Genomic DNA, 26,185 nt, shown 5'->3' with positions numbered 1-26,185 from the left:
ACTGGCACTGCAACTTTCATATGAGGCTAGAATGGCTGAAAATAAAGGCTATCCGCAGATTCCCGGGCGAGTGTGGTGGGGCGTCCGTGATATGATCAACAAGTCACCCAACATGAAATTCGACGAGAACAATCTGGCCGTAACCCTGAACGTTCAGCCGGTTGCAGCTCGACAATATCTTAAAGAGCTCGAGCGGATTGGGATTCTTGACGAGGACGGGTCTCCATCTGATCTGGGAAAAAAGTGGCGCCTCGATGATCAGTACGAAGAGGCTGTCGAAAGGATTTTGGACGAAGCTTATCCTAGTGGATTGACAAGCATTGCCCCTCTCGGCGGCGCGGACCGGTCAATTGTCGAACGATGGTTTCAAAATGACGGCTTGGGAAGCGGCACTGCTAAAAACAAGGCCGGCACTTACATCATGATTGCCAATGATCGTCCGGGAGAGGTCAAGGTTCGTTCGGCGCCGAAGGCGAAAGACGCAGCAGATGGTAAGCCGGCTGCGAAGTCACCACCACGCGAGAGCAAGAAAGATGCTCAAAAGCGTTCGACGCCACAGCACTCGTCCAAAATGCCTGACCTCAATGTGAATGTGCAAATTCACATTAGCGCCGATGCTTCGAGCGAACAGATTGAAATGATCTTTTCTTCGATGAGGAAATATCTGGGAAATGAAGCTTCTTGATCGCATCCGGGGCTTCCAAGAACATCTTATTGAGCTTGGGCTAAGCCGGACAACTCTCGCCCTACCCGCGCCAACTATATTGGCGCTTCCATCGCCCGATGGCGAAACGCTCGAACTTGACTTGCTCTTCGATCGCTTGATCGAAGACGATGAAATCAGGAACGTTAGTCGCGACCTCTTCGACAGCGGCCATTACAATCTCGCAGTCGCGGAAGCCTTCAAGGCCGTGGATCACGTTGTGCAAAGCGCGATAGGAGAAAAGGAGCTTTCCGGTACGTCGCTGATGGATCAGGTTTTCAGCCCAAGCGCGCCAAAGTTGGCGTGGACCGCTCGCTCAAATCGTACTGAAAAAGATCATCAAAAGGGCTATCATAGACTCTTTTCAGGCGCGATGCTTGGTATTCGGAACCCTACCACTCATGATTTCGACTGGATCTCGGAGCCTGAGGAGGCGCTGGAATGTGTAGTATTTGCACAGCACCTTCTTCGAAAGGTTAAGCGAGCAAAACATCCAGATCAACTATCGTCTGGCACATAAAGCCTCTCCCCCCTCTCCCGGTACACCTTGCTCATTTCCTCCATCCCCTCGCGCGCTTCCTGGGCCTCTTTCGCCGAGGTCTCCCGCTTGATGTTCTCGCTCGCCAGATAGCTGTCCGAGTTCTGCTTCGCCGCGAAATCCCGCACTTCCTGCGTGATCTTCATCGAGCAGAACTTGGGCCCGCACATCGAGCAGAAATGCGCGGTCTTGGCGCCTTCCGCCGGGAGGGTCTGGTCGTGGTATTGCTCGGCGGTGTCGGGGTCGAGCGAGAGATTGAACTGGTCGCGCCAGCGGAATTCGAAGCGGGCTTTGCTCAGCGCGTCGTCGCGGACCTTGGCGGCCGGGTGGCCCTTGGCGAGGTCGGCGGCGTGGGCGGCGAGCTTGTAGGTGACCACGCCCACCTTCACGTCGTCGCGGTCGGGCAGGCCGAGGTGTTCCTTGGGCGTGACGTAGCAGAGCATCGCCGTGCCGTACCAGCCGATCTGCGCCGCGCCGATGCCGCTGGTGATGTGGTCGTAGCCGGGCGCGATGTCGGTCACGAGCGGGCCGAGCGTGTAAAAAGGAGCCTCGCCGCAGGCCTCCAACTGCTTGTCCATGTTTTCCTTGATCTTGTGCATCGGCACGTGGCCCGGGCCTTCGATCATCACCTGCACGTCCTCGGCCCAGGCGCGCTTCGTCAGCTCGCCCAGCGTGTAGAGCTCGGCGAACTGTGCCTCGTCGTTGGCGTCGGCGATGGAGCCGGGGCGCAGGCCGTCGCCCAGCGAATAGGCGATGTCGTAGGCCTTCATGATCTCGGTGATCTCGTCGAAGCGTTCGTAGAGGAAGCTCTCCTTGTGATGCGCGAGGCACCATTTCGCCATGATCGAGCCGCCGCGGCTGACGATGCCGGTGACGCGTTTCGCGGTCATGGGCACGTAGGGCAGGCGCACGCCGGCGTGGATGGTGAAATAGTCGACGCCCTGTTCGGCCTGTTCGATCAGCGTGTCGCGGAAGATTTCCCATGTGAGGTCCTCGGCCACGCCGCCGACCTTCTCCAGCGCCTGGTAGATCGGCACGGTGCCGATGGGGACGGGGCTGTTGCGGATGATCCATTCGCGGGTGTCGTGGATGTTGCGCCCGGTGCTGAGGTCCATCACCGTGTCAGCGCCCCAGCGGATCGACCAGACCATCTTATCGACCTCGTTGGCGACGTCCGATGCCACGGCGGAATTGCCGATATTGGCGTTGATCTTGACGAGGAAGTTGCGCCCGATCGCCATCGGCTCGGCTTCCGGGTGGTTGACGTTGGAGGGGATGATCGCCCGCCCCCGCGCCAATTCGTCGCGGACGAATTCGGGGGTGACGTATTCGGGGATCTCCGCGCCCCATGACTGGCCGTCCAGTTCGCGGCGCACGAATTCGCGGCCAAGGTTCTCGCGCTCGGCGACATATTCCATCTCGGGGGTGACGATCCCGCGCCGGGCGTAGTGCATCTGGCTGAGGTTCGCGCCGGGCTTCGCGCGCAGGACCGTCTTCGCGACATTGGGGAAGGCGGGCACGCCGCCGCTGCGGTCCGGGCCGAGCTGGCCGTTGTCTTCGGGCCGCACTTCGCGCGCGGCATATTCCTCGACGTCGCCGCGCTCGAGCTGCCACTGGCGGCGCAGTTGAGGCAGCCCGGCAAGGATGTCGATCTGCGCTGCGGGGTCGGTGTAGGGGCCGGAGGTGTCGTAGACCCGCACGGGTTCTTCACCGCCCTCCAGCGCGATTTCGCGCATCGCCACCCGGCGCTCTCCGACATGGATCTTCTTCGAGCCGCGGATCGGACCGGTGGTCACTCCGATGTCGAACTTGGAATTGATGTCGGCCATGCTGCGCTCTCCTTTGGCGGAGTGCGAGCGGGGTTTCGGATGCCGTCCGCCCACTCCCTCCGCCGATGCTAATCGGTTCAGGTTCGACGGGTCGGGCGGCGCTTACCCCGCCCCTCTCAGCCGCAAGCTGGCTCCCCGGGGATAGGAGCGGGCATAGACCTTCGCGCCGCCGGGCGAAAGGGGCGATTGCCGCGAGCGGCGAAACGCGCGATCACGGGTTCGGATGATCACCGGCTCGCCGCCGGAAAAGTCGGGCCCGCCCTCAGCACGCGCTAGCGGCCGCGAACATTCGGGTGTTCGCGCACGGTCCGCCGTTCCCCAACCGGCACTTGCAATGGGGACATTCGGCCAATGTCCCTCCCGATCAGGCCGACCGTCGCAACTCGACCGAATTCGCCGCCGAGGTGCCCTGGGTGTTCTCGTGCTTCGACCACGCCCGATCGTGAAAGTAGAAGGCCACTGTCTGAACGAGCGGCTCGATCAGGCCGATCGCCAGCGCCGCCCGCCAGTCTCGCGTCAGCAGGTAGGCGACGGTAATCGCCACCATCAGGTGCATCACCGCATAGCTGCCCGTCTTGTAGCAGGTGATCTTGAAGCAGTTGCCGTGGGAATGCGACATGTTCGAACCCTTTTCCTTCGCCCCGGATCAACCGGCGCTGAGGCGAATGTCGCCGTTCACGCCGTTGGGGAAGAACCCCCCGCGATCGGTTGCCATGGCATTGAGGTAGGCAATGTTGAGCACCTGTCCAGTGGTTCGGCTGAAAGCGATGGCGTTTGCGTCCGTCGGCACGATATTGCTTCCGGCACCGAAGGGCGTGTCGCGGCTGCGGACGCCCTGGTCGAGATCGGAGGCACCGTCGAGACTGTCGCGGGCGTTGGAAATCGCTTCGCTGGCATCGACCAGCGCCGGGGTCTGGATGCCCTTGCGGAACAGCACCGTGCGGACCAGGCCGGCGTGGTAGGCTTCCGCCGCCAGGATGCCGGCCGCTGCCTCCAGGAAGGTCTTGTTGGTGATCAACGGCGAGGCTCCCTTGTAGGCCGTCACCCCGACATCTTCGAAGATATAGGCGCCGAGGAGGAAATTCTCGTCGCTGGCATAGGGGTCGAAACTTTGCCCCGCGGCAACGAGACCGGCTGCGCGCGCTGCTGCCGAGAAGGCGCCGCTGGCACTGGCCGAAATGTCGATGGCCGGCTGTGCCACTGCCGTTGCGCCGATGGCCTGCCGCAGAAAGGCGACATGCGCCCGCTCGTCGGCGGCGATCTCGCGGGCGTATTGCGCGACCAGCGGATCCTGGAAGGCGACCTGCCGGCCGCCCGTGACGGCGCCCTGCTGCCCCCTGCCGTCGAGCAGATTGCTGGGAAGCCCCGCCCCGGTCGCGGCGAAGGCGTAGAATTGCGCTTCTAGGTATTCGAGGTTGAGCGCGAAGTTCAGGACATCGGCATCGGTGATCCCGGCCGGCGGCGGCGTGGGGGTGGGCGTCGGCGAAGGTGTCGGTGTCGGTTGGACATCGTCGTCGTCATCGTCGAAACAGCCGCCGAGCAGCGCCGCCCCGCCGACCACGGCGGTTCCTTGGCTGGCGATCTTGATGAATTTCCGGCGGTCTGTGCGCCGCCCCTCGCGGGCCTGCAGGACCTGGAGGATGATATCGTGCTGGTTCATGATCTTATCCCTTGTTCCTGGTTCAGTTGGCCGCGCTCATGCGCAGGGTGCCGTTGACACCGTTGGGGAAGAACCCGCCGCCGGTGACCGCCATGTTGTTGAGGTAGACGATGTTGAGCACCTGTCCGGCCGAGCGGCTGAAGGCGATGCCGTTCTGGTCGAGCGGGGCGATGTTGCTGGCGACGCCGCCGCTCTGGCGACTGGGCGCGAGACCCTGGTCGAGGTCGGTCGAACCGTCGAGGCTGTCGCGAGCGTTCGAGATCGCCTCGCTCGCATCGATCAGCGAGGGGGTCTGCAGTCCCTTGGCATAGAGCGTCGTGCGGACCAGGCTGGCATGATAGCCTTCGACCGCCAGAATGCCGGCCGCCGCCTCGAGGAAGGTCTTGTTGCTGATGAGCGGCGAGGCCCCCTTGTAAGCCGTCACCCCGACATCCTCGAAAATGTAGGCGGCGAGGAGGAAATTCTCGTCGCTGGCGTAGGGATCGAAGCTCTGCCCGGGTCCGATCAGACCGGCCGCCCGCGCCGCCGAGGAAAACGCGCCGTTGGGTGCGGTACCGATGTCGATCGTCGGTTGCGCGACCGCCGCCGAGCCCAGCGCGCCGCGCAGGAAGGCGACATGCGCGCGCTCGTCCGCCGCAATCTCGCGGGCGTATTGGGCGACCGCATTGTCGGTAAAGTTGACCCGGCGCCCGCCGGTGGCCTGACCCCGGTTGCCGGTTCCGCCCAGCAGGTTTTCCGCCAACCCGGCGCCGGTCACCGCCTGGACGTAGAACTGCGCCTCAAGATATTCGAGGTTGAGCGCGAAGTTGAGGATGTCCGCATCGCTCACTGCCTGCGCCGCAACCGGTCCGGCCTGATTGGCGAGCACGAAACCGCCGGCCGCCGTCGATGCCGCGGTAAAGCCCCTGAACAGATCGCGTCGCCGAACCCGCCGCTCCTCGCGCGCCTCCAGAGCCTCGATCACATCGTTACTGTCGGCCATTGATTGTCTCCCCGGAAGGTTTCGGTGTTCCGGGCCGAGACTAGTGGCGGGCCCGCCGGGGGCACCGCATGGTACGCGCTCGTACAAAAATTTCGGCCTCAAGCGACGGAAACTAAACAGGTTGAATCCCGGTCTTGCCGAAGGCTGGTAACCCCTTGCGAAATCGACCGATCGAAGGGTGGGCCGTCCACCTCCAAATTCGACGGCAGGGGACGCGATGACCAGAGACGCCGAAGAGCACGATGGAACGGGTTTCGCCAATGGGCTGCTCGATTCCCTTCACTCCGAAGACGCGAGCCGACTGAGGCCCCTGCTGAGCCCGATCGTCTGCAAGGGCGGACAGAGGCTGGCGCTCACCGATACAGATTCGCTGGTCTATTTCCCCCAGACCATGGTCGCTTGCCTCAGTCTGCGATCGTTCCGGACCGGGGTGGCTCTGGTGGGACGTGAGGGAATGATCGGCTGGTCGGCCCTGCTCGGACCGGGCAACCAGGAGCACGAGGCCACGGTGCTGCTCGAAGGCGGGACGGCGCTGACCGTTCCGATCGGCGAACTGAAGGCTGCATGTCTTGCAAGCCCCACCCTTTTCCTGAGCGTGCTGGGTTTCCTCCAGTCCCACACGCTGCAGATGGGGCGCATGATCCGCGCTTGCGGCCGCGCGAGCCTCAAGCAGCGGGTCTGCGCCTGGCTGCTGATGCTCCACGATCGCACCGACGGGAATTTCATCCGGATAACCCACGATGTCCTCGCCACGCATCTCGCGGTCCGGCGCGCCAGCGTCACCGAAGTGCTGCACCACCTCGAAGGCGAACATTCGGTGCGATGCGAGCGAAGCCTGCTGTTCGTGCGCGACAGGGGCGAACTGGAATTGACCGCTGGAAAGGCCTATTGCGGTGCCGATGCCCTGCCCCGGTCAACCCAGATGCCCGATCCGGAACGGACGTTGACCGTGATACCGCACATCGGTTCGGCAGCGCATCCGGACCTTCAGCCGATCATGGTCGGCAGGAGGTAGTTCCGTGACCAAGGAAGGTACGAAGGCTCCTAGCGGGGAGCTCGATCCCCGTGAGCAGGTGGTATCGCGGCTTACCGGATTCGGCGATCTTCTCGACGATGACATCCACCAGCTGGCAGCGATGGGCGGACCTGTGCGCCAGCTTGCCCGGGGCGAGGAAATCCGCGCGGAGGACGATGCGCCGGCGAGGCTTCATCTGCTCATCCAGGGCTGGGCGGCGAGCGCGATCACGCTCGCCAACGGATCGCGGCAATTGACCGCCGTCAGCCTGCCCGGCGATGTCCTCGGACTGCCGACGCTGGCCATCGAGCAGCCGATCGACACGCTGGTCGCGCTGAGCGACGTCGTCCTGTGCGACATTCCGGTCGACAAGCTGGCGGAGCTGTTCTGCGTTGCTCCGCGGCTCGCTTTCCTGATGTTCCTGGTTTCCCAGGAGGAACGGTCGCTGGCGATGGAGCGGATCGCGCTGATGGGCAAGGCGCCGGCACGGACCCGGCTGGCGGCGCTCTTCGTGCGCCTGCACGAGCGCAATTCGCAACTATCGGTCGAGGAGCCGTTGAGCTTCTTCATGCCGCTGACCCAGAAGGACATGGGCGACCTCATCGGAGCGAGCGCGGTCCACCTCAACAAGCTGGTGCGAGATTTCCGCAAAGAGGGGCTCATCGAGATAGAAAAGCGCTTCCTGACGATCCACGATCACCCCGTCCTGCTCGAGACGGCAGGCGTGGTAAAGTGGCGGCGATCGCAGCCGGCGTGGATACCGAGCTGACCGTAGGGTGAGGGAAAAATGGTGCCGCTTAGGTGACTCGAACACCTGACCCCATCATTACGAATGATGTGCTCTACCAACTGAGCTAAAGCGGCACATCCCGGCATGCGGGAAGTGGAGGCCCGAGCCGGAATCGAACCGGCGTGCAAGGATTTGCAGTCCTCTGCGTAACCACTCCGCCATCGGGCCTCGCCCGTCAGAAACTTTCGCCTCGGCCGGGAGGCGGCGCTCTAGCGAGTCTGCCGCGGCAAGGCAATCGCTCAAAAGGGAGACTTGGCACGCCCTTCCGTTACGTCAGTCTGGACGGCGCGCCCGGTTTGCGCAAGGCACGCGAAATGAGCGTTGCCGAGCTGATCGAACCCGTGCGCCCCGAGGGCGGCCCGACCCACCTGCCCGATGTCGAGAAGTGGGGCCAGGGCCGCACGCTCTATGGCGGCGCGTCCGCGCTGATCGCCTATACGGCGGCGATCCGCGCCTTTCCCGACCTCCCGCCGCTGCGGGCCGCGCAGATCGGCTTCGTCGCCCCGGTCGGCCCCGACGTCGAGCTACGCAGCGAGATCCTGAGGCAGGGCCGCAACGTCACCCAGCTGCGCAGCGAGATCTGGTGCGAGGGCGGTTGCGCGCTGACAGCGCATTGGCTCTTCGCCGCGGCGCGCGATGCCAATGCCATCCATCCCGCGCCCTCGCCCGCCAACTGGCCGGAACCACCGGCCGAGGCCGAGGAAGTGATGGCCGACAAGGGTCCGGAATTCATCCGCAACCATTTCGACCTGCGCCGGGCGCAGGAGCAGCGCGGCGCGGGCGATCCGGTGGTGCGGAGGTGGGTGCGGCTGCGCGGCGACGAGGGGATCGATGCGGTCTCGCGGCTGGTCCTGATGGGCGACGTCCTGCCGCCCGGCGCGATGCGGGCAATGCGACGCCCTGGCCCGATCAGCTCGATCAACTGGTCGTTCAACCTGCTCGACACCCGGCCGCACAGCGAGGATGGCTGGTGGCTTGCCGAAAACGCCAGCCAGCACGCCGATGCCGGCTATTCGAGCGAGCGGTTGCGATTGTGGTCGTCGAACGGGCGCCAGGTGCTCGACGGAATGCAGAGCGTGGCGGTGTTCGGCTGATCAGCCGTCCGAAAAGCGCGGCTTGCGCTTCTCCATCCCGGCCATGACCGCCTCGATCTGGTTGGGCGTGCGCATGACCTTCGCCTGCTCTTCGCTCTCGGTCATCAGTATGGCATCGGTGTCCGGCGACAGCATGGCTTCGGCGAGTCGCTTGGCCCCGCGTATGGCATCGGGGTTGCGGTCGGCGATGTCCGCAGCGATCGCTTCGGCACGCGCCAGCGGATCGGGATCGACGACGGTGGCGAGCCCGTATTCGAGCGCTTCCTCCCCGGTGAATTCCCGATTGGTGTAGACGAGTTCGCGCAGCACGTCGTCGCGCACCAGGCCGCGCCACAGGGCGTAGCCGCCCATGTCGGGCACCAGCCCCCATTTCATCTCCATGATCGCCATCCGCGTTGCCGGATGGACCACGCGGATGTCGGCACCGCTGGCGATCTGCAGCCCGCCGCCGAAGCACACGCCGTGAACCGCGGCGATCACGGGCACCGGGCACTTGCGCCAGGTCATCGCGACCTCCTGGAAGAGGTTGGCGTTGCCGTGGGTGCGCTCGGTGATCGGCTTGCGGTCCGGCGATGGCGGGGCCGAGAAGTTCGACAGATCGAGCCCGGCACAAAAGGCCCGCCCCTCGCCCGACAGCACCACCGCGCGCAGCCCCTTCATTTCGCGCACTGCATCCCCGGCGTCGATGATCGCGGCGAACATCTCCGGGTCGAGGGCGTTCATCTTGTCCGGACGGGTAAGGCGGACGTGGGCGACCCCGTTCTCGGCGAGGTCCAGGGTCACGCGGTCATTCCATTGCATGGCTTTTACAATCCTTCGGCACGGGAGCGCCGGCATCGTCGCCGATGCACGCGCCGCTGTCCAGCGGGTCTGCGCCCGGCCGCGCCATGGCAGATGGGGCCCGTCAGCCGCGGGCGTTGCCGAGGAAGCGCTTCACGTTGCGGGCAGCCTGGCGGATGCGCTGTTCGTTCTCGACCATGGCGATGCGGACGAAGCCCTCGCCCTCCTCGCCATAGCCGACGCCCGCCGCCACCGCGACGCCGGCATGTTCGAGCAGCTGCTTGGAAAATTCAAGACTGCCGACATTGTGGAAGCCGGGCGGAAGCGGCGCCCAGGCGAACATGCTCGCCGGGGGAACGGGGATGTCCCAGCCGGCCCGGCCGAAAGCCTCGACCATCACGTCGCGGCGGCGCTGGTAGCGGGCGCGGTTCTCCTCCACGATATCCTGCGGCCCGTTGAGCGCGGCGCAGGCCGCCGCCTGGATCGGCGTGAACGCCCCGTAGTCGAGATAGCTCTTCACCCGCGTCAGAGCGCCGATCAGCACCGGGTTGCCGACCGCGAAGCCCATCCGCCAACCTGCCATCGAATAGGTCTTGGACATGGAGGTGAACTCGACCGCCACCTCCTTGGCACCCGGGACCTCCAGAATGGATCGGGTCGGTTTGCCGTCGTAATAGAGCTCCGAATAGGCGAGGTCGGAAAGGACCCAGACCTTGTTCTCGCGCGCCCAGGCGACCAGCCGCTCGTAGAAGGCGAGGTCCACGGTTTCGGCGGTGGGGTTGCTGGGATAGTTCACCACCAGCACCGTCGGGCGCGGGACGGTGTAGGCCATCGCGTTGTCGAGCGCCTTCCAATAGCGATCGTCGGGCGTGGTGGGCACGGAGCGGATCGTCGCCCCGGCGATGATGAAGCCGAAGGTGTGGATCGGGTAGGAAGGGCTCGGGGCGAGCACCACGTCGCCGGGGGCGATGATCGCCGTCGCCATCGACGACAGCCCCTCCTTGGACCCCATCGTCACCACCACTTCGCGCTCGGGATCGAGATCGACGTTGAAGCGGCGTCCGTAGTAATTCGCCTGAGCGCGGCGCAGGCCCGGAATGCCCTTCGACTGCGAATAGCCGTGAGCGCCCGGCTTTCCCGCCACTTCGCACAATTTGTCGATCACATGCTGCGGCGGAGGGTGGTCGGGATTGCCCATGCCGAGATCGATGATGTCGCGCCCCGACTGCCGCGCCGCGTGCCGCATCGCGTTGACCTCGGCGATGACGTAGGGGGGCAGACGTTTGATGCGATAAAAGTCTTCGGACATCGGGGCTCCGGACGCTGGCGGAAAGATTTGCGGACTTCAGGATTACTCAATCATGGGCCATGTGCAATCAATCGCGCAATCCGGTGTCGGTGCAATGGCCCGACCGAAGTCCTAGAAGAGCAGCAGCGCGGCGGAAGAGACCCGAAAGAGGCAGCATGACCGATCCCGATCCCTTCACCAACCTCTACGCCGGACCCGCCAAGCTGGCGCAGGCGATGTTCGGGCCGATGATGCGGCCCATGGCCGGAATGCCGCAACCAGCCTTTTCTCCGACGCCCCTCAAGCCCGAAGACGCGCAGCACTGGGCCGAGGTGGGGGCGAAGCTGCAGGGCATGTGGCTGGAATACGCCGCCGAGCAGTCGCAATCGCCGCAGGCCGCCCTCCCCTATCTCGATCCCTCGCGCTGGATGGCGCTGGCGGAGAACTGGTACAACCAGATGCCCGTCGCCGATCCCGCCCGGCAGAAGGAGCTCTGGGAGGAAGGTTTTCGGCTGTGGGAAACGGTGCTCGGGAATTTCGGCATCGGGCCGAAGGCGGAAGGCGAGAAGCAGGAACTCCCCCGCCAGGACCGGCGCTTCGCCGACGACAGGTGGCGCGCGCATCCCGCCTTCGCGCTGATCCACCAGACCTATCTGATGCTCGCCGAACGGATCGAGGGAATGGTCGACGAAATCCAGGGCCTGCCGGAGGACAAGCGCGAGCAGCTGCGCTTCACGACCCGTGCGATCACCGAGGCGGCGAGCCCGGCGAACTTCCCGATGCTCAACCCCGTGGTGCTCGAACGGACGATGGAGACCCGCGGGGACAATCTGGTCAAGGGGATGGAGCACCTGCTCGCCGACCTCAGGCGAGGCCAGCTCAGCCACACGGATGCGGGCGCCTTCAAGCTCGGCGAGAATATCGCCGTGACGCCGGGCAAGGTCGTGTTCGAGACCGATCTGTTCCAGCTCATCCAGTACAGCCCGACGACGGACAAGGTGCTGGAAGTGCCGCTGGTGATCTTCCCGCCGTGGATCAACCGGTTCTACATCCTCGATCTCAATCCCAAGAAAAGCTTCGTGCGCTGGGGGGTCGAACAGGGCGTGACCGTGTTCATGGTCAGCTGGAAATCGGCCGACGCGAGCATGAAGGATATTATCTGGGACGATTACGTGCGCAGCCAGATCGAGGCGATCGATCACGTGCGCGAGCGGCTCGACGTGCCACATGTCCACACGATCGGCTATTGCGTGGCCGGGACCACCCTGGCCGCCACGCTGGCGCTGCTTCATCGCCGCGGCGAGCAGGACCGGGTCAAGAGCGCGACCTTCTTCACCGCGCAGGTCGATTTCGAGAAGGCGGGCGATCTGCTCCATTTCGTCGACGACGGTCAGCTGGCGACGGTGCAGGCGCTGAGCCCGGACGGCTATCTCGACGGGCGCTACATGGCGGCGACCTTCAACCTGCTGCGCGGGACCGACCTGATCTGGAACTACGTCGTCAGCAATTACATGCTGGGCGAGGACTATCCCGCCTTCGACCTCCTCCACTGGAACGGCGACGTCACCAACCTGCCGGCCAAGTGGCACCAAGACTATCTGCGCGATCTCTACCGCGACAACCGGCTGGTGGCGAAGGACGCGCTGGAAGTCGACGGAACGGCAATCGACCTGGGCCTGGTCGAGACACCCACCTATGTCCAGGCGGGGCGCGAAGACCACATCGCTCCGGCCGAGAGCGTCTGGAAGATCACCGAGCATTTCAAGGGTCCGCTGCGCTTCGTGCTCGCCGGGTCCGGACATATCGCCGGGGTGGTCAATCCGCCCGATGCCGGCAAGTACCAATACTGGATCAACGAAGGCGCAGCGCGCAGCCTCGAGGATTTCCAGAACGGCGCCACCGAACACAAGGGCAGCTGGTGGCCAGACTGGATCGAATGGCTCCGCAAACAGGACGAAAAGACGGTGGCCGCTACCGGCAAGCGCAAGCCGGGATCCAAGGGCGATCGGGTTGTCGAAGACGCTCCGGGGCGTTACGTGATGACCCGATAAGGCAATTCCTTTCAGAGCTTTACCGCAGCCGGGCAGCACCCCTTCCCCGATCTATTGTGCACTGCACAATTTTTGCTTGACTTCGCCCTTGCGATGCCTATTTTGTGCACTGCAACAAAAGCGAGGTTTCCATGGCCGAGAGCCAGAGCAAGATCGATGCCGCCGCGGAGAAGGCCTATGCCGACGCGTCGGAGAAGAAGAACAGCGAGGGCGTGAATGCCAAGGCGGTCGAAAAGGCCGTCGAAGCCGACACGAACAAGCCGGCCAAGGCCGCCAAGGTGGCCGAGGCCGTCGCGGCGAAGCCCAAGAAGAAAGTCGCCGCCAAAAAGGCTTCGGCCCGCAAGCCTGCCGCGCGCAAGGCGTCGAAGACGAACACCGCTCCCGCGCAAGCCGTCGTTTCCAAGGCGGCACGCGAGACCAAATCCACCAATACCCCGACTATCGCCCAATTGAAGGACAAGATCATGGACAATGTGAACAGCAACGAATTTTCGCAGAAGGTCAAGGAAACCGCCGCCGAGGCGCAGACCCGGATGAAGGCCGCCTACGAGAAGGGCAGCGAGATGACCACCGAGGTGGTCGAATTCCAGAAGGGCAACATCGAAGCGCTCGTCGAATCCGGCAAGCTTCTGGCCGGTGGCATGCAGGACATGGGCCGCGTCTATCTCGAAGATGCCAAGCTTGCGGCCGAGACTGTGACCGAGGACGTCAAGAAGATGGCCGCCGTCAAGTCGCCGACCGAGTTGTTCCAGCTCCAGGGCGAGATGGTCCGTCGCAATTTCGACGCCGCCGTGGCCCGCGCCTCGCGCAACGTCGAGATGACCACCAAGCTGGTCAACGACGCCTTCGCTCCGATCTCGACCCGTGCCAGCATCGCTGCCGAGCGCATGTCGAAGGTCGCCGCCTGATCGCGGTCACGAACTGCCAAGACCGGACCTCTCCTCTCTCCCTCGTCCGGTCGAGGTAAAAGAGCGGGTCGGATGGCGCATCGCCATCCGGCCCGTTTCCTTTTTTACGCCTGCGCGCGGGATTCACGCGACAAAGTGCTGGCCGTCGAACGCCGACGGGTTGCACGAGGCGCGAACGATACGATATTGGCGATCCGTCATGGCTCACCCCTTCGCCCTGCCCCAGGCCGCATTCTCGCCGGCCCTTGTCCGCGGCATCGCCAGCGATGTCCGTGGCGCCGCCCGCATGGCCGATGACGGCGCGAAGGACGGCGACAACGACAGCGATGGCCAGGTCGGCATCGCCACCAAGACCCGGACGAAGCCGAAGAAGCCGAGCCAGTACAAGGTCCTGCTGCTCAACGACGACTACACGCCAATGGAATTCGTCGTCATCGTCCTCAAGCGCTTCTTCCGGATGGATATGGAGGAAGCGACGCGGGTGATGCTGCACGTCCATCAGAAGGGCGTCGGCGTGTGTGGCATCTTTCCCTACGAGGTCGCCGAGACCAAGGTGAACCAGGTGATGGACTTCGCCCGCCAGAATCAGCACCCGCTGCAATGCACGCTGGAAAAGGCCTGACCCCGGCGGATTTTCGGGATAGGGACCGGGACCGACCGGCAACAACGGCGAACGCGTGTTCAATTTCATCCCTGCCATAGACCGCTACATCTTCCGATTGGTGATCGTGCCGATGCTCGGCGTGTTCGCGCTTGCCGCTTCGCTGCTGCTGCTCGAGAAGATGCTGCGGCTGTTCGATTTCGTCGCGGTCGAAGGCGGGCCGATCGGCGTGGTCTTCAAGATGCTGGCGGCGGTCGTGCCGGAATACGCCGCTCTCGCGATCCCGCTTGGGCTGCTGCTCGGCGTGCTGCTTGCCTTCCGCAAGCTTGCCACCACCAGCGAACTCGACATTCTGCGCGCGGTCGGCATGTCCTACGGCCGAATGCTCCGGGTGCCGTACATCATCACCGCGGTGCTGATGGCAGTGAACATCGCTCTGGTGTTCTACGTCCAGCCGGTCAGCCGCTTTGTCTACGAACGGCTCGAGTTCGAACTGCGATCGGGTGCGCTCGGGGCGTCGATCAAGGTCGGCGAATTCACCACGCTGGCGGACCGGATGGCGCTGAGGATCGAGGAGAGCGAGAACGACGGTCGCGATCTCAAGGGGATCTTCGCCCGCGTCGCCAACGAACGCGGACAGGTGCTCTCGATCTCGGCACGCGAAGGCACGTTCCTCGCCACCACCGACAGCCCCGAGACCATCATTCTGCGGCTGACCGACGGCACCATCGTCCAGGACACCGGCAGCGCATCGCCGCGCGTCCTCACCTTCACCCGTCACGACTTGCCGATCGATCTGCCGGCGATCGAACAGTTCCGCCAGCGCGGCGAGGACCAGCGCGAATACATCCTGCCCGAATTGCTGCGGATCGGCTGGAGCCCGGAGTCCACCACATCGCAGCGCGACGCCAGCCAGGCGAGCTTCAACTATCGCATGGTCGAGGTCGTGATGATGGCGCTGATGCCGCTGCTGGCGGTGGCGCTGGGCATCCCCCCAAAGCGATCGACCAGCGCCTTGGGCGTATTCCTTTCGATCGTGCTGGTGGTCGCCTATCACAAGGTGAACCAGTATGGGGAGGATCTCGCCACACTCGGCCGGTTCGATCCCTTCCTGGCTCTTTGGGGTCCGTTCGTGATCTTCGCTGTGCTGATCCTGTGGATGTATTACCGCGTCGCGTTCATACCGGGGGGACAGGCCATCGGCGCACTGGAGAGCCGGTTCGACAAGCTCGCCAAAAGGCTCGGCAGGCTGTTCGGACGCAATCGCGGCCGGACAGGCGCACGGCAAGAGGACATCGTGGAGCCGGTACCCGCCGAATAATCCATGCAGTTCGACTTTTTCCCCTCGCGCACGCTGACGTTGTATCTGGCGAAGATGTTCGTCACCCGCATCCTCGCGGTGCTGGTGATGCTCGTGCTCGTGCTCATGATGCTCGACCTGCTCTCCACGAGCGGAGACATCCTCGCGGCGCCCGGTAACGGCCAGGGCGAGCTGCTGACCTACGTCGGGCTGCGGCTGCCCCAACTGATCGCCCGTTTCCTGCCATATTCGGTGTTGCTGGCGACGCTGATCATGCTGGTCGGTCTCAACCAGAACAGCGAAGTGATCGCGATGAAGGCGGCGGGGCTTTCCGCCCACCAGGTTCTGGCGCCGCTGTTCCTCACCGCAGGACTGATCGCGCTGATGAGTTTCGCCTTCAACGAACGGGTGGTGACACGCGCCAATGCCACGCTCAAGGCATGGGAAACGGTCGAATTCGGACCCGTTCCCGCCGCCTCCGACGTCCGCGCGAACGTGTTCGTAAACGACGGGCGGAACGTGCTGACCGCAGGAGCCGTCGCCGGCACCGGCGCGGCGATGGCGATGCGCGAAGTGACCTGGTACGGTCGCACGCCGGACGGGATGATCGTCGAGCAGGTCCGCGCCCCGCGAGCGACCTTCGCGTCGCCGGGATGGCGGCTCGAGGATGCGCGGCGCTTCACGGTCCAGGACGCCGGTGCGCGCGACGTGCCCGAACTGGTCGTGGGCGAAGGCATCACGCCGGAGAACATCGAACTCGCGCAGGTCGATCCGGACACGCTGAGTTTCTGGGACCTGTCGGAGGCCATCGACCGCTACGAGGATGCCGGTCGCCGCACCTCGGAACTGCGCGCGCGCTGGTGGCATAAGCTGTCGGGCCCGCTCGCCGCCCTTCTCATGCCACTGCTCGGCTCTGTTGCCGCGTTCGGCCTAGCGCGGTCGGGCCAGCTGTTCTTCCGCGCGCTTGTCGGGATGGCCCTGGGCTTTGCCTATTTCGTGGTCGACAATGCGGCTTTGGCGATGGGGAATTTCGGCGGATACCCCCCGTTCCTCGCTGCCTGGGCGCCGTTCCTGCTGTTCGTGCTGATCGGCGAGACGGTGCTTATCCGCACCGAGGAATGATCGCCTAGCGCCGGCCCATCGTGCTGCGGGCGATCCGCCCGACAAGCACCACCATGCCCGGATGGTTCGCACCGTGATAGGTCGATTCCAGCCCCAGCTTGTCGGCAAGGCGCCGGTGTGCCTCGGGCAGCGAGTGATAGGGCATGGACGGCATCAGGTGATGCAGGGCGTGATAGCGGAGCCCCACCGGCGCCCACAGCTCGGCGATGCGGCCCGGCGGCGGCACGTTGACGCTGTCGAGGAACTGGGCGGTCACGGTCATCGGCTTGCCCTCGTTCTCCCACAGATGGGCGACCAGCGTGCGCAGCTGGTTGAGTACGGCGGTAAAGGAGACGATCCCCAGCGCGATCAGGATCGGTCGCCAGCCGAGCAGGAAGACGCTGCCGATCAGTACCCACGACCATACGAAACCGGCCAGCTCCAGCCGGAACACGCGCGGACGCATGTCGCCTTCGGGTGGGCGCCGACGAAACTTGGGGTTGATCGAGAGCGCGGAAAACCGCTGCCAGACCATGCGGCGCACCGGGGGCAGAACCGCCCCGAGCGGGACGAGGACGGCGAAACGGAACAGCAGGGCGACCGGCGCCAGAAGCGCGATCAGGACGAAGAGCGGCAGGCTCCACGGCTTCATCAGCGCCAGCGGCAAATATTCCGGGTCCTCCACCGTTCCATACTGCGTGCGCTTGTGATGCAGTGTGTGCACGCCTTCGTACATGAAGGATGGGGTCAGCAGCGGCACCCCGATCATCGCGTTCCACCCGGTGCGGAAGCCCGGCAGCGCGTCGCGGTGGAGGTGAGTGAGCTCGTGGATGAACATCAGCGCCCGGTAGAGCGCCAGCGCCGAGACCAGGCCCAGCAGCACCGCAAGGGGCACGCTGGAGACCAGGATCGCTCCGGCCATCGCCGCATAGCCGATCCCGGCGGAGGTCAGCAGATCGAGCCAGTAGATATCGTCGCGCGCCTCGGCCAAATCCTTGGTCAGGTCACGTGCCGCGCGCAGCAGCTCCTTGTCGTCACTGGCGACGAATTGCGCGCGCGAGGCTCTTTGTCCGGCCGATTGGCCGGTTGCATGCGCGTTTGCCGCGTTGGGGATCGGATGATTGATCGTGTTCATGGTTCGGATCGTAGGGCGCGCTTTACAGCATGGGCCATGGCGCTGACAAATGCAGCCTGTCGGAAAGAGTGATCGGACACTTGCGAAAAGGGTCCGCTACCCGCCACAGGGCTAACCCGGCCTTAACAGGAGCACGCCCGGTGAGCGACGCGCAGATAGTGATCGAACCGGTCACCGACAAGAAGGGGCGGCGGGCCTTCGTCGAGCTCGGCCGCGCGTTCGCGCGTCGTGAACCCTTCGCGGTGCCGCAATTGCGATCAGAACAGATGGAACTGATCGATCCGGACAGGAACCCGTTCTTCGGCCATGCCACGGTGCAGCTGTTCATCGCCCGGCGCGCCGGATTGCCGGTCGGGCGCATTTCGGCGCATATCGACCATCTGGCGCTCGACCTGCCGCCCGAGCAGGGCATGGGCGCGGGCTCCGGCATGTTCGGCTATTTCGATGCCGAGGACGAGACGGTCGCCCACGCGCTGCTCGCGCGCGCCGAGGACTGGAACCGGCAGCAGGGGATGAGCAGGGTCCTCGGCCCGATCTCGATGTCGATCTGGGAGGAGCCAGGGCTGCTGGTCCGCGGTCAGGATCACTACCCGACGATCATGATGGGCCACCATCCCGCCCATTACCGCGGCTGGATCGAGAGCGCGGGGTACGAACGCGCCAAGACGCTGCTGACCTACGAGATCGATATAACCCGCGAATTTCCGCCGCTGATCGAGCGCATCGTCCAGTCGGGCGAACGCAATCCGCGGATCAGCGTGCGCCGTGTCGATCCCGGGGAGTGGGATCGCGACGCCGAGATCGTTCTCGATATCCTCAACGATGCATGGTCGGGCAACTGGGGGTTCGTGCCGTTCACCGATGCCGAGATCGCCTATGCGGGCAAGAAACTGCGGCAGATCATCCATCCGCAGATCAACATGATCGCCGAACTGGATGGAAAGCCCGTTGCCTTCATGCTGACCTTTCCGGACATCAACCATGTCCTGCGCAAGTCCGGCGGCAAGCTGTTCCCGTTCGGCTGGTGGCGCATCCTGCGGTGGCTGCGCAACCCCAGCGGCTCGGACATGCGCGTGCCGCTGATGGGCGTCCGGCGCGAGCTGCACAACACCCGCGTTGCCAGCCAGCTGGCCTTCATGATGATCAGCCAGATCAAACAGGCCGCACAATCGAACTGGAACGCGCAGAGGGGCGAGATCGGCTGGATCCTCGAAGACAACAAGGGAATGGTGGCGATCGCCGATGCCATCGGCAGCACGTCCAACCGGGAATACGCGATCTTTCGAAAGTCGCTGTAATCTCCCGACTGTCGCGCGGATGCAACGCCGATTGGGAACGCGCCGCAATCGGGGAACGGCGCGGTTTGGTCGTGGTTTGATCTGCATCGGGCGGCAGATCGCGGCCCATCCGCAGGAAATCCATGGACGCAAACAGAAAGTTCGAAACGGGTGATGGCGAGCAAGCCTTGCCCCGGCGCGTCCTGGTCGTCGAGGACGATGCCGTTCTGGCGATGTCCATAGAGGATGCTCTGGTGGAAGCGGGCGTGGAACAAGTCGAACTCACCGCCTCCACTGAAGCCGCGCTCGAGGCGCTGCGACGCGGAAAGCCGGAAGCCATCGTCCTGGATGTCCACCTCGCCGATCGCGACGACGGCTGGGCGATAGCGGAATTGCTGCGGACCCTGGGGCCCGACCGCCCCCGCATCGTCTTCTCTACCGGCGCACCCGACGCAATCCCCGAGGATATCGCCGAATTGGGCGTGGTTCTGGCAAAGCCCTACCGAACCGAGGCCCTGGTTGCCCTGTTGCAGGAACCCCGGCGCAAGGGCATCCTCTCGCGCTTGCGGGGCGCGCTGGGCTGATCGCCCGACCCCACCTGAAACCCATAGCCAGTGCCTGCTTTATCGCGGATGCGCTGCCCACGATGAAAAAAAAGGCCTCCGTTCTTTTTGAACGGAGGCCTTTCGGGATCGTATCACCAGCCGCTTGGACGGGAGGGGGGGTCTCGGCGGTGACAGTGATGAAATGCCCGTCCTGTCATGGGGTTCCGACCGAAACGAAATTTTTTCGAGAAACCGCGCGATCCCCTGTCAGGCCGTCAGATGAAGGGCCGCGGTCGGCGCAGTTGACGGTCGAAATTGGCGAAATCGCTCGCCTTGGTCATGTCGGGCACACTGATCTCGCGCTGGTTCCAGTATACCAGCCCTTCGCGCTCCAACGCCTTGATGGTGCGGTTGGTATGGACCAGCGACAGACCGAGCATGTCGGCGATCTGCGCCTGGGTGATCGAAACCGACAACCGGTTGCCGCCCGTCGCCATGCAGGTCCCCAAGGCCCGGTCGAGCAGCCAGACCGCCAGATAAGTGACCCGTTCGCGGGCCGACCGCCGACCCAGCGCAACGATATGTTCTTCCAACGCCGTCTCCTCCTTCGCCGCCAGCCATGTGAGATCGAAACCCAGTTCGGGGCGATCGACGGTCAGCGCGTGGAAGCGGTGACGCTCGAATACGCACAGGCGCGAGGGCAACAGGGGCTCGACCGAATGCGTCGCCGGTTCTTGGAAGGCGCCCTGAAGCCCCACCAGATCGCCCGGGAACATGAAGTTCACGATCTGCCGCCGCCCGTCCTCGAGAGCGCGGAAGCGGATCAGCAATCCGTCGAGCAGCGTGAACAGGCGGTCCACGCGCTGCCCCTGCTCGATGATCCGCTCGCCCCGATCGGCGATCACCTCACCCTGCTTGAAGGTTTGCAGGTAGGCGATCTCGTCGGGTTCCAGCCGACGCAGGCCGGGACAGTCCTGCAAGGGACAATCACGGCACTCGACCGGGTCGGCGACCCTTTGCATTGACCATCCCCCGCGACCCCGCCAAGGCGCTCAAATTCACGGATTTGCGTGCGAAGTCAAATGCCGGACAACAGGCTGCGCGCATACGGAACCAAGACCACGGCGCGACGTTCTAGCGCGTGAAACAAGGAAGGGGTCTTCATGTCGCTCGGTGACCAGATTGCCAAGAATTTGCCGTACCTGCGCCGTTACGCGCGGGCGTTGACCGGATCGCAGGCGACCGGAGACGCTTTCGTCCGCGCCACGCTGGAAGCCGCTCTCGCGGACGAAGCGCTGAAGCAGTCGCTCGAAGGCGGGCGGGTGCCGCTCTACCGCGCGTTCAACAAGGTGTGGTCGAGCGCCTATATGGAAGTCCCCGAACGACAGCTGACCGGCGCGCACGAGGAAGCGGCATCGGACCGCCTGAAGTCGATCACTCCTCTCAACCGCCAGGCGCTGTTGCTTACGACGCTCGAGGATTTCTCGATCGAAGAAGCTGCCCAGATCATGGATTTGGAAGAAGGCAACGTCGAATCGCTGGTCCAGGAAGCGGTGCAGGAAATCGATCGCGAGACCTCGACCAACGTCCTCATCATCGAGGACGAGCCGTTGATCTCGATGCAGCTCGAGGACCTGGTCAAATCGCTTGGTCACGAGATTTGCGGCACTGCCGCGACTCGGACACAGGCACAGGAAGTGGTCGCGGAAAAGACCCCGGGTCTGGTCCTCGCCGACATTCAGTTGGCCGACGGTTCGAGCGGGCTCGATGCGGTCGACGACATTCTCGCCATCAGCACCGTTCCGGTGATCTTCATCACTGCGTACCCAGAGCGGCTGCTGACCGGCGACCGGCCCGAACCGACCTATCTGGTGACCAAGCCGTTCCAGGAACAGACGGTGCGCGCGGCTATCAGCCAGGCGCTGTTCTTCGGCTCCAGCCGTCCGCTCGCCTGATCCGGTAATTCCGCACGATCCGCTGACTTCGCGATGCGCAGCGCTCAGTTGCTGCGCATCGCCCCGTATCGTGCGCGGATCGCGAAATCGACCGGCTCGCGGATGGGCACCATCAATGTGCAGCGCACGCCTTCGGGGGCGAACTCGAGCTCCACGGGGTGGCGCAACTCGTGCGCGACGATCTTCTCGATAAGATCGGTACCGAAGCCCCGCTCGCGCCGCTGCGGCACCGGCGGGCCGCCGCTTTCGATCCAACGAACCCGCGCGAGCCGGTCGGCGGTCTGATCCCAGGTCACCGAGACGCTGCCTCCCGGTGCGCTGAGCGCGCCGAACTTGGACGCATTGGTGGCCAGTTCGTGCAGTGCCAGTCCCAGCGACAAGGCGTCGTTGGGCGCGAGTTCGACCGGCGGGCCGCTGGTTTCCAGCTCGTAATCCTCCTGGCGAATGTACGGCGCGAGTTCCGCAGCAACCACCGATGCGATCGGCGTGGTACCCCATTCGGACTGGGTCAGAAGATCATGCGTGGCCGACAGGGCCCGGATGCGGCCGTCGAGGCCATCGGCGAAATCCTCGACATTGTCTGCGCGGCGGCGGGTCAGCGCGACGATCGAGAGCACATTGGCGAGCGTATTCTTGACCCGGTGGTTGAGTTCGCGGGTCAGCGAATTGCGGATCGAATTCTGCTCCGCGAACCAGTCGAGCGAACGCTGATCCTCGATCGCCTGCTGTGTGAGAAGGCGGGAAACCAGCATCAGCAGGCTGGCGACGGCGAGCCCGAAGATCAGCGTTATCATCGACAGCGAGGACAGAGCGTTGCCGCGCGGGGAAGCGATTTCCACGGTCATGTTGCGATTGGCGACGCTGACGGGCTGGCTGATGTGACGGCGGGGATCCTCGACCCCGTCGATACGACCCATCAGCGTCTCGTCGCCCGGAGCGCCATCGTAGAGCGAAACCGCAAAGTCCCCGAGATCGACCAGATCCGCGGCCGAAGACAGGAAATCCTGCGAGTTGAAGGGACTGTACACGAAGCCGCGCAAGCGCCGCTCGGGCCCCGCACTGCCGAAGACAGGCATGTAGATCAGAAAGCCCGCCGATGTGCCGTTGCTTTCCTGGACCAGGACCACTCGCCCGCTGGCGGTCGGCCGCACGGCCCGCTCCGCTTCGTCCATCGCCGCCCGGCGGACCGGGTCGGAATACATGTCATAACCGATGGCCCGGCGATTGCGCGCGGTATCGGGTTGCAGAAGAGCAACGGGAACCAGCTTGTCGCGGGGCATCTCCTCGAGCGATGGCCTGATCGCGATGGAGTCGATGCGGTAGTTCGAAAGCCGCTGTTCGAGCGCCGGAACTTCCGCCGCGCCGATTGCGGGGGCCCAGCCGATTCCCTCGGCCCCGCGATAATCGGAATCGAGCCGCAGTTCCGACACGAAGCGCCGGAACAGCGCCGGCTCTACGGTTGGCTGGGTCGAGAACAGCGCCGCGCCCGAGCGCAGATAGGAGGCGTTGATCGAGGCCCGGCGCTCGAGGGCGGAGGCCATGGCGATGCTCGCACGGCTCATCGCGGCGGCTTCGCGCTGGCGTTCGCCCCGTTCGATCGCGAAGACACTGAGGGCCGTGACCGCAAGCACAGCCAGGAAGATGCCGACCGGCACGGAACGCGGATTCTCGATCAGCCAGCGGCGCGAGATTTTCCGACGCGTTGTGTGCGAATTCGACAGCTCGTCGCCCCCTGGATTGGTACAGCCTTCGCGCCCCTTGCACAGCGGGGTGCGAAGCGTTTACGGATCGTGGTCTCGGTTGGGAACAATAGAGCAGGGACATCGTTCCCCCTCAACCAATGGGATCGAATCATGGGGCAAGACAGCGGCGCTGTCGGGCCTCGCACGGCAAGGACGCGCCACTCTGCATATGACTTTCGAGAGAGACAATCAGGACGGGCCGCGGGGTCGCACATCCCCATCCGGCCCGGGCCGCAATCGCGGCGAACCAGGTTGGGCGAACGGGCTCAAGCAACTCTACGACTCCGTCGTGGACGAAGACCTGCCCGACACCTTCAAGGACCTTCTCTCGCAATTGGACAAAGACGAAAAGGACTGATGGGGGGACAAGCCAGAACGGCTGCCGAAAAGGCCGATTTCAAGCGCGAACTCACCGAGGTGGTTCCGCATCTGCGCGCGTTTGCGCGCGGGCTGTGCGGCCGTGCGGACCTCGCGGACGATCTCGTGCAGGAGGCCCTGCTCAAGGCTTGGGCCGCACAGGAGCGGTTCGAGCCCGGCACTTCGATGCGCGCCTGGACTTTCGTGATCCTGCGCAACGCCTATCTCACCGACATGCGGCGCAACCGGTTCCGCGGCGAGTACGACGAGACCGTGGCCGAACGCATCCTGACCGCGCCGGCGGGCCAGGAGGAGCCGATCCATCTGTCCGACATGCATCGTGCTCTGCTGACCCTGCCTCCGGAACGGCGCGAGGCGCTGCTGCTGGTCGGCGCCGGCGGCTTCTCCTACGAAGAAGCGGCGAACATCTGCGGCTGCGCGGTAGGCACCATCAAGAGTCGGGTGGGCCGCGCCCGCGCCGCGCTCAATTCCATGCTGGCCGATGGCGACATTCCCAAGCGATCGCTCGACGACGAGACCGCCCACCGGGCCATCCTCGAGGAGCTCGACGATGTCGCTTCCGGCCAGGGGCTGGCCTCGCGCAGCTAGGATGAAGGCCCTTGCCCGCGGAAGCGGCCGGGGCCACTCTCGCCGCCGATGACAGAGATTCCATTCGTGGATGGCAGGCCCGACCCAGATGATCGCGAGCCTGAGGGTCGCGGCCGGCGCATGGCCTTCGCGGAGCAGGAGCTGCGTCTGATCTCTGCACTGGTGGTGCTCATCGGCGCGGGCCTGTTCTTCGCCCTCCCCTTCGTCCTCTCGATCGGTTCGGTGGTGTTCCTGCCGCTGACCGCGGCGATCATCCTCACCATCATACTCTCGCCGCTCGCCGACAAGCTGGCAGGCTGGGGGCTGCCGAACGTCCTCGCCTCGCTGACCGCCCTCCTCATCTTCTTCGCGGTGCTGCTTGCCGCGCTGGCGCTGATCCTGCAGCCGGCGGTGACTCTGTTCGATCGCTTGCCGGACCTGATGCGCTCCATCGGCACGCGCTTTTCGGAGATTCGCGATCAGTTCGGCTGGCTGGCGCAGCTCAATGCGGAACTGGGCGATCTGATGCGGCGCAGCGGGCAGCAGGAGGTCGTTCTGGCCGGACCAAGCCTTTTGGAGGAACTCGCCTTCGCCACCCCGAGCGTGGTGATCGAGGTGATCCTGACCTTCCTGATGACCTTTTTCCTGATCGAGGCGCGCGTCCGCCTGCGTCAGCACCTGTTGTTCGGCCGCACAAGCTTCGGCACCAGCATCAAGGCGGCGCGGGTGATGCGCGAGGTGCAGGACCGAGTGGCCGCCTATATCCTCACGGTGACCTGGATCAACGCGGGGGTCGGGGTGATCGTGACGCTGGGCGCTTGGGCGCTCGGGGTCGACGCCCCGATCATGTGGGGCGGCCTCGCCGCGATCCTCAACTTCATTCCCTACATCGGCCCGACCCTGATGATCGGGCTGCTGGCACTCTTCGGCATCGGCACCACCGAAACGATCATCCTCGGCCTGATCCCCGCCGCCGCCTATCTCGCCCTGCACACGATCGAGGCCAATGTGGTGACGCCTTCGATCCTCGGCGCGCGCTTCACCATGAACCCGGTCATGATCCTGATCGCGCTGAGCTATTTCTCGTGGATTTGGGGCTTTACCGGGGCGCTCCTGTCGGTGCCCATCCTGCTGACGCTGACGGCGCTGTTCGACCACACCGGACGGCCAAACGTCATCGGCTTCATTTTCGGTGAACCGCTGTTCGCCGGCGATCTTCTCGAGACCGACGAAGAACGCTCGAAATAGAAAAGCCCGCCCCGCCGATGGCGGAGCGGGCTTCGGTTTTCGAGATGCGGATTATCAGCCGGGATATCGCCAGGTGTTTCCGCGCGCCAGATTGTCGCTGGCGAAGCTCCAGTTGAGCTTCGATCCGACGACAGCGTCGAGATATTCGGGGCGCTTGTTCTGGTGATCCAGATAATATGCGTGCTCCCAAAGGTCGATGACAAGCAACGGGTTCAACCCATTCTTGTCCGCCAGCGTGTCCCCGTCGTGGGTCTCCTCGATCGTGAGTTCGCCGCCCTTCTCGGCCAGCCAGACCCAGCCGCTGGCAAAATGCCCTGCGCCGCGCTCCTTGAGCTTGTCCTTGAGCCCGTCGGTCGAACCGAAAGCGCTGTCGATCATGCTCTTGAGCTCGTCGGAAGCCGAGCTTTCCTCTCCGGTCATGGAGTGCCAGTAGAAGCCGTGGTTCCAGCTCTGCGCGGCATTGTTGAACAGGCCCTGGTCGCTGCCGCGCGCGGCGGCGACGACATCTTCGAGCGGCTTGTCGGCCAGATCCGTGCCTTCGATCGCCTTGTTGGTCTTGTCGATATAGGCCTGGTGGTGCTTGCCGTGATGATAGGACAGCGTTTCGGCCGAGACCGCCGGTGCCAGCGCGCTGTCGTCATAGGGCAGGTCGATGAGCTTGAATGCCATGATTCGTTTTCCCTTGTGCTGAAGAAATT

General features: G+C 64.4%; 26 protein-coding genes, 2 tRNA genes and 1 riboswitch. Of the genes, 16 read left to right on the top strand and 12 right to left on the bottom strand.

Features of this window, described 5'->3' with window-relative positions; all coding sequences use genetic code 11:
• Positions 1-31: 31 nt before the first annotated feature.
• Together ACGHN1_RS04780 and ACGHN1_RS04775 are read left to right on the top strand one after the other, a co-directional pair.
• Positions 32-685: a hypothetical protein gene (locus ACGHN1_RS04780; RefSeq protein WP_390548812.1), complete on the top strand. Its 654-nt coding sequence runs from the start codon at positions 32-34 to the stop codon at positions 683-685.
• Positions 672-1,223: a TIGR02391 family protein gene (locus tag ACGHN1_RS04775; RefSeq protein ID WP_390548810.1), complete on the top strand. Its 552-nt coding sequence runs from the start codon at positions 672-674 to the stop codon at positions 1,221-1,223. The genes ACGHN1_RS04780 and ACGHN1_RS04775 overlap by 14 nt, the downstream gene beginning before the upstream one ends.
• Here the strand turns inward: ACGHN1_RS04775 and thiC are convergent.
• The 4 genes from thiC to ACGHN1_RS04755 all read right to left on the bottom strand — a co-directional run bounded on the left by thiC (position 1,202) and on the right by ACGHN1_RS04755 (position 5,712).
• Positions 1,202-3,070 carry a phosphomethylpyrimidine synthase ThiC gene (gene thiC, locus ACGHN1_RS04770; RefSeq protein WP_390548808.1) on the bottom strand — a complete coding sequence of 623 codons (1,869 nt, stop codon included), beginning with the start codon at positions 3,068-3,070 and terminating at the stop codon, positions 1,202-1,204. The genes ACGHN1_RS04775 and thiC overlap by 22 nt on opposite strands.
• Positions 3,071-3,106: 36 nt before the next feature.
• A riboswitch (TPP riboswitch) is annotated at positions 3,107-3,218 on the bottom strand.
• Positions 3,219-3,434: 216 nt separating this feature from the next.
• Positions 3,435-3,689, bottom strand: a complete 255-nt coding sequence (locus tag ACGHN1_RS04765) for a DUF2061 domain-containing protein (RefSeq protein WP_390548806.1) — start codon at positions 3,687-3,689, stop codon at positions 3,435-3,437.
• 27 nt (positions 3,690-3,716) lie between these two features.
• Positions 3,717-4,730 (bottom strand): ferritin-like domain-containing protein, encoded by a 1,014-nt coding sequence (locus tag ACGHN1_RS04760; protein WP_390548804.1) that lies wholly within the window; start codon positions 4,728-4,730, stop codon positions 3,717-3,719.
• Between the two features lie 22 nt (positions 4,731-4,752).
• Complete coding sequence (locus ACGHN1_RS04755; RefSeq protein WP_390548802.1) at positions 4,753-5,712, bottom strand: ferritin-like domain-containing protein; 960 nt, start codon at positions 5,710-5,712, stop codon at positions 4,753-4,755.
• Positions 5,713-5,929: 217 nt separating this feature from the next.
• Between ACGHN1_RS04755 and ACGHN1_RS04750 the strand changes: the two genes are divergently transcribed.
• The gene (locus ACGHN1_RS04750) at positions 5,930-6,727 is read left to right on the top strand and encodes a Crp/Fnr family transcriptional regulator (RefSeq protein ID WP_390548800.1); all 798 of its coding nucleotides are present in this window, start codon (positions 5,930-5,932) and stop codon (positions 6,725-6,727) included.
• 4 nt (positions 6,728-6,731) lie between these two features.
• A complete protein-coding gene (locus tag ACGHN1_RS04745; RefSeq protein ID WP_390548798.1) occupies positions 6,732-7,496 on the top strand; it encodes a Crp/Fnr family transcriptional regulator in 765 nt (254 codons plus the stop codon).
• A gap of 19 nt (positions 7,497-7,515) precedes the next feature.
• On the opposite strand, the gene ACGHN1_RS04740 is transcribed toward ACGHN1_RS04745, so the two are convergent.
• Positions 7,516-7,591: transfer RNA gene (locus ACGHN1_RS04740), tRNA-Thr, on the bottom strand.
• Between the two features lie 20 nt (positions 7,592-7,611).
• Positions 7,612-7,685 (bottom strand) — tRNA-Cys (locus ACGHN1_RS04735).
• 146 nt (positions 7,686-7,831) lie between these two features.
• Between ACGHN1_RS04735 and ACGHN1_RS04730 the strand changes: the two genes are divergently transcribed.
• Positions 7,832-8,611, top strand: coding sequence for an acyl-CoA thioesterase (locus ACGHN1_RS04730; RefSeq protein WP_390548796.1), 780 nt, complete (start codon positions 7,832-7,834; stop codon positions 8,609-8,611).
• Here ACGHN1_RS04730 and ACGHN1_RS04725 read toward each other — a convergent pair whose 3' ends face one another.
• Positions 8,612-9,412 (bottom strand): crotonase/enoyl-CoA hydratase family protein, encoded by an 801-nt coding sequence (locus ACGHN1_RS04725; protein ID WP_390548794.1) that lies wholly within the window; start codon positions 9,410-9,412, stop codon positions 8,612-8,614.
• A gap of 103 nt (positions 9,413-9,515) precedes the next feature.
• Positions 9,516-10,700, bottom strand: a complete 1,185-nt coding sequence (locus ACGHN1_RS04720) for an LL-diaminopimelate aminotransferase (protein WP_390548792.1) — start codon at positions 10,698-10,700, stop codon at positions 9,516-9,518.
• Positions 10,701-10,855: 155 nt separating this feature from the next.
• Here ACGHN1_RS04720 and ACGHN1_RS04715 point away from each other — a divergent pair, with 155 nt between their 5' ends.
• The 5 genes from ACGHN1_RS04715 to lptG all read left to right on the top strand — a co-directional run bounded on the left by ACGHN1_RS04715 (position 10,856) and on the right by lptG (position 16,661).
• Positions 10,856-12,730 (top strand): PHA/PHB synthase family protein, encoded by a 1,875-nt coding sequence (locus tag ACGHN1_RS04715; RefSeq protein WP_390548790.1) that lies wholly within the window; start codon positions 10,856-10,858, stop codon positions 12,728-12,730.
• Between the two features lie 131 nt (positions 12,731-12,861).
• Positions 12,862-13,638 carry a phasin family protein gene (locus tag ACGHN1_RS04710; RefSeq protein WP_390548788.1) on the top strand — a complete coding sequence of 259 codons (777 nt, stop codon included), beginning with the start codon at positions 12,862-12,864 and terminating at the stop codon, positions 13,636-13,638.
• A gap of 286 nt (positions 13,639-13,924) precedes the next feature.
• Positions 13,925-14,260, top strand: a complete 336-nt coding sequence (gene clpS / locus ACGHN1_RS04705; protein ID WP_390549769.1) for an ATP-dependent Clp protease adapter ClpS — start codon at positions 13,925-13,927, stop codon at positions 14,258-14,260.
• 55 nt (positions 14,261-14,315) lie between these two features.
• Positions 14,316-15,560: an LptF/LptG family permease gene (locus ACGHN1_RS04700; protein ID WP_390548786.1), complete on the top strand. Its 1,245-nt coding sequence runs from the start codon at positions 14,316-14,318 to the stop codon at positions 15,558-15,560.
• Positions 15,561-15,563: 3 nt separating this feature from the next.
• Positions 15,564-16,661, top strand: a complete 1,098-nt coding sequence (gene lptG, locus ACGHN1_RS04695; protein ID WP_390548784.1) for an LPS export ABC transporter permease LptG — start codon at positions 15,564-15,566, stop codon at positions 16,659-16,661.
• A 4-nt stretch (positions 16,662-16,665) separates the two neighbouring features.
• On the opposite strand, the gene ACGHN1_RS04690 is transcribed toward lptG, so the two are convergent.
• Positions 16,666-17,775 (bottom strand): fatty acid desaturase family protein, encoded by a 1,110-nt coding sequence (locus tag ACGHN1_RS04690; RefSeq protein ID WP_390548782.1) that lies wholly within the window; start codon positions 17,773-17,775, stop codon positions 16,666-16,668.
• 140 nt (positions 17,776-17,915) lie between these two features.
• Between ACGHN1_RS04690 and ACGHN1_RS04685 the strand changes: the two genes are divergently transcribed.
• The gene (locus ACGHN1_RS04685; protein ID WP_390548780.1) at positions 17,916-19,073 is read left to right on the top strand and encodes an N-acetyltransferase; all 1,158 of its coding nucleotides are present in this window, start codon (positions 17,916-17,918) and stop codon (positions 19,071-19,073) included.
• A 122-nt stretch (positions 19,074-19,195) separates the two neighbouring features.
• The gene (locus tag ACGHN1_RS04680) at positions 19,196-19,636 is read left to right on the top strand and encodes a response regulator (RefSeq protein ID WP_390548778.1); all 441 of its coding nucleotides are present in this window, start codon (positions 19,196-19,198) and stop codon (positions 19,634-19,636) included.
• Positions 19,637-19,872: 236 nt separating this feature from the next.
• Here the strand turns inward: ACGHN1_RS04680 and ACGHN1_RS04675 are convergent, their stop codons facing one another.
• The gene (locus ACGHN1_RS04675; protein WP_390548776.1) at positions 19,873-20,619 is read right to left on the bottom strand and encodes a Crp/Fnr family transcriptional regulator; all 747 of its coding nucleotides are present in this window, start codon (positions 20,617-20,619) and stop codon (positions 19,873-19,875) included.
• A gap of 141 nt (positions 20,620-20,760) precedes the next feature.
• Here ACGHN1_RS04675 and ACGHN1_RS04670 point away from each other — a divergent pair, with 141 nt between their 5' ends.
• A complete protein-coding gene (locus tag ACGHN1_RS04670; protein WP_390548774.1) occupies positions 20,761-21,552 on the top strand; it encodes a response regulator in 792 nt (263 codons plus the stop codon).
• Between the two features lie 44 nt (positions 21,553-21,596).
• Here the strand turns inward: ACGHN1_RS04670 and ACGHN1_RS04665 are convergent, their stop codons facing one another.
• Positions 21,597-23,207 carry a CHASE domain-containing protein gene (locus tag ACGHN1_RS04665; protein WP_390548772.1) on the bottom strand — a complete coding sequence of 537 codons (1,611 nt, stop codon included), beginning with the start codon at positions 23,205-23,207 and terminating at the stop codon, positions 21,597-21,599.
• A 256-nt stretch (positions 23,208-23,463) separates the two neighbouring features.
• Between ACGHN1_RS04665 and ACGHN1_RS04660 the strand changes: the two genes are divergently transcribed.
• From ACGHN1_RS04660 to ACGHN1_RS04650, 3 genes are read left to right on the top strand one after another with little or no spacing between them, the layout of a single operon-like run.
• A complete protein-coding gene (locus ACGHN1_RS04660; protein ID WP_390548771.1) occupies positions 23,464-23,652 on the top strand; it encodes a NepR family anti-sigma factor in 189 nt (62 codons plus the stop codon).
• On the top strand, positions 23,652-24,260 hold the full coding sequence (locus ACGHN1_RS04655; RefSeq protein ID WP_390548769.1) for a sigma-70 family RNA polymerase sigma factor: 609 nt from the start codon (positions 23,652-23,654) through the stop codon (positions 24,258-24,260). The genes ACGHN1_RS04660 and ACGHN1_RS04655 overlap by 1 nt, the downstream gene beginning before the upstream one ends.
• A 48-nt stretch (positions 24,261-24,308) precedes the next feature.
• The gene (locus tag ACGHN1_RS04650; protein ID WP_390548767.1) at positions 24,309-25,487 is read left to right on the top strand and encodes an AI-2E family transporter; all 1,179 of its coding nucleotides are present in this window, start codon (positions 24,309-24,311) and stop codon (positions 25,485-25,487) included.
• 54 nt (positions 25,488-25,541) lie between these two features.
• On the opposite strand, the gene ACGHN1_RS04645 is transcribed toward ACGHN1_RS04650, so the two are convergent.
• Positions 25,542-26,156 (bottom strand): superoxide dismutase, encoded by a 615-nt coding sequence (locus ACGHN1_RS04645; protein WP_390548765.1) that lies wholly within the window; start codon positions 26,154-26,156, stop codon positions 25,542-25,544.
• Between the last annotated feature and the right edge of the window lie 29 nt (positions 26,157-26,185).

It is taken from the genome of Qipengyuania sp. MTN3-11, from assembly GCF_042851825.1.
Lineage (GTDB): Bacteria > Pseudomonadota > Alphaproteobacteria > Sphingomonadales > Sphingomonadaceae > Qipengyuania.
This window is presented reverse-complemented; position numbering and strand designations above follow the sequence as displayed.